Raw genomic sequence first — 2,404 nt, 5'->3', positions numbered from 1 at the left:
TGTCATCAAGGCCAATGACGAGTTCAAGGACAAGACCACGAGGCCGAACGAGATGTGGCAAACCGACTTCACCTACCGTGCGCCTCGCCCCAATCGGGGAGGCATATGACTGGAATGCAAAGAGAAAGGAGGATGTGAAGATTTGCCTGTCCCTTGCTGCGAGGGGACATGAGCCCAAGCGGCGGTGACCTGCTGTCAACTGGCAGGGTGACGTAGCCCGCAGGTAAAGGGGATTGAGGCGAAGCCGTTACGCCAAGATGGTTCCCGAGGCTGAAGTATTGGAAGGTTGAGGAACACGAACCGGTTAACTCGCATCTGAGGGCTGGAAGGTCGCCTTCGCCTACACGGCTTAACAGGCGGAATGCTGATGATGTCGCCGGACAGGTATGTCGGCGTGCATCCGAACGCGAGCGCAGATGTAAGGATGCTCGCGGTGGGTCATGGGGAGAATGCAGCCAGACCATGGCATCGGCATCGACTTGCGGAAAGCAAGGAAAAAGACTGCGACCGGCAGCCTCACCAATACGCTGACGTCCAGCATATGAACGAGGGAAGGCATGATGGAATGACAACAAAGTATTGCGTCGCAAGGGAGTTGACCCTGATGTCCATCGTGTTGGCGGAGTTCTCGTAGTAGTCCGCGGCAGGGAAAGCCTGCCACATGGCGAAGGGGAACAGTTCAAACTGCTTGAAGTGCAAACTATCTGACCAAGCGAGGTGAAGACCTTTGATAATCAGCGAAATGCAGCACAAGCTCGCAACATGGGCCGAAAACGATCCAAACCGGAGGTTTGATCGGCTTCTTCGGCTGATTGCCAATCGGGAATGGCTTGCCGAGGCCGCCCGGATTGTTCTTGCGTCAAATGGCGCACGAACGCCGGGCATCGACGGAATGGATAAGCAAAGACTGCAGGTCAGACTGGATCAGCATCTGGACGACCTGCGGGCAAGCCTGCTGGAGGAGAGTTATCGCCCTCAGCCGGTCAAGCGCATCTATATCCCGAAATCGAACGGCAAGCTACGACCACTGGGTATTCCGACCCTGACGGATCGCATTGTCCAACGCGCCATGCTGATGGCCATGGAGCCAATCTGGGAGAGCGATTTCCATCGTCTATCCTATGGCTTCCGGCCGGAACGCAGCGTGCATCACGCCGTCCGCACCGTGAGGATACAGCTACAGGATGGAGGTGGAACGAAGGGCCGCTGGATCATCGAAGGTGATCTCGCCAGCTACTTTGACACGGTCCATCACAGGCTGCTTCTGAAATGTGTGCGGCGACGGGTGCAGGACGGACGGTTCGTCGATCTTCTCTATCGATTCCTGAAGGCAGGCCACATCGACCGTGGCTTGTTCACAGCCTCAAGCGAGGGCGTTCCGCAAGGTGGCGTTCTGTCACCGCTCCTGTCCAACATCATGCTCCACGAGTTTGATATGTGGCTGGAGGCGAAATACCTGAACAAGAAGGCCCGCAAGGACCGATGGGCATGGAACTTCGGCATCAAGCAAGGCCGCCCCATCACGGTTCGTGAGAACCGGCAATGGAAACCGGCTGTTGCCTATTGCCGATACGCTGACGACTTCGTCGTGATCGTAAAAGGAACCAAGGTTCAGGCAGAGGAAATCCGCGAGGAATGCCGGGCGTTTCTAGAAGGTGAGTTGAAGTTGACGCTGAACATGGAGAAGACCCATGTCACCCACGTCAACGACGGCTTCGTCTTTCTGGGGCACCGGATCATCCGCAAGCGAGGGGCGCATGGACGGATGTCCATCGTAACGACAATACCCAAGGAAAAGGCCAAGGGGTTTGTTCACAGACTTACCGAAACCCTTTCCGGCAATCATAGTGTCAGTACGGTCGACATGATCGCTGGCCTGAACCGCCAATTGGTGGGATGGGCGGCGTTCTACAAGTTCGCCGACTTCACGGCGTACGTCTTCCGGCGCATCGACCATGTCGTGTTCTGGAAAATGGCGCATTGGCTGGGGCACAAATACCGATCCCGCATCAAACCCTTGATGCGGAAATGGTTCAGGGCCCCCGAACCGGGCAAGGCGAAAACCTGGCTCGTGTTTGGTCGGAATGAACGTGGTGATCCCGTCGGGAAAGCGCTGCAACGGCTTGTCTCAAGCCCCAAGGCGCAATTCCGGTGGCGTAATCCGGAGGAGAACCCATATATCGTCCGGATCGAAAACCGCAGCACCGTCACGTCGAACTATCATGATGTTGCAATGGCCATGGGCCAAGCTTGAATGGAGAGCCGTATGCGCTGAAAGGTGCAAGTACGGTTCGGGGAGGAGAAGCGCATCTGCGCTTCTTACTCCACTGAAGGTCATCGGCTGGGGATGGTTTTACCTATCGACCATCCTCGACGATCACTCCCGCTACATCATCGCCTGGAA

Annotated in this window: 1 protein-coding gene; it reads left to right on the top strand. The window is 56.4% G+C overall.

What is annotated here, in order from left to right; all coding sequences use genetic code 11:
- Nucleotides 1–727 precede the first annotated feature (727 nt).
- A complete protein-coding gene (gene ltrA, locus FIB18_RS24545; protein WP_169692025.1) occupies nt 728–2,254 on the top strand; it encodes a group II intron reverse transcriptase/maturase in 1,527 nt (508 codons plus the stop codon).
- The last annotated feature ends 150 nt before the right edge of the window (nt 2,255–2,404 follow it).

It is taken from the genome of Brucella pecoris (genome assembly GCF_006376675.1).
Lineage (GTDB): Bacteria > Pseudomonadota > Alphaproteobacteria > Rhizobiales > Rhizobiaceae > Brucella > Brucella pecoris.
This window is presented reverse-complemented; position numbering and strand designations above follow the sequence as displayed.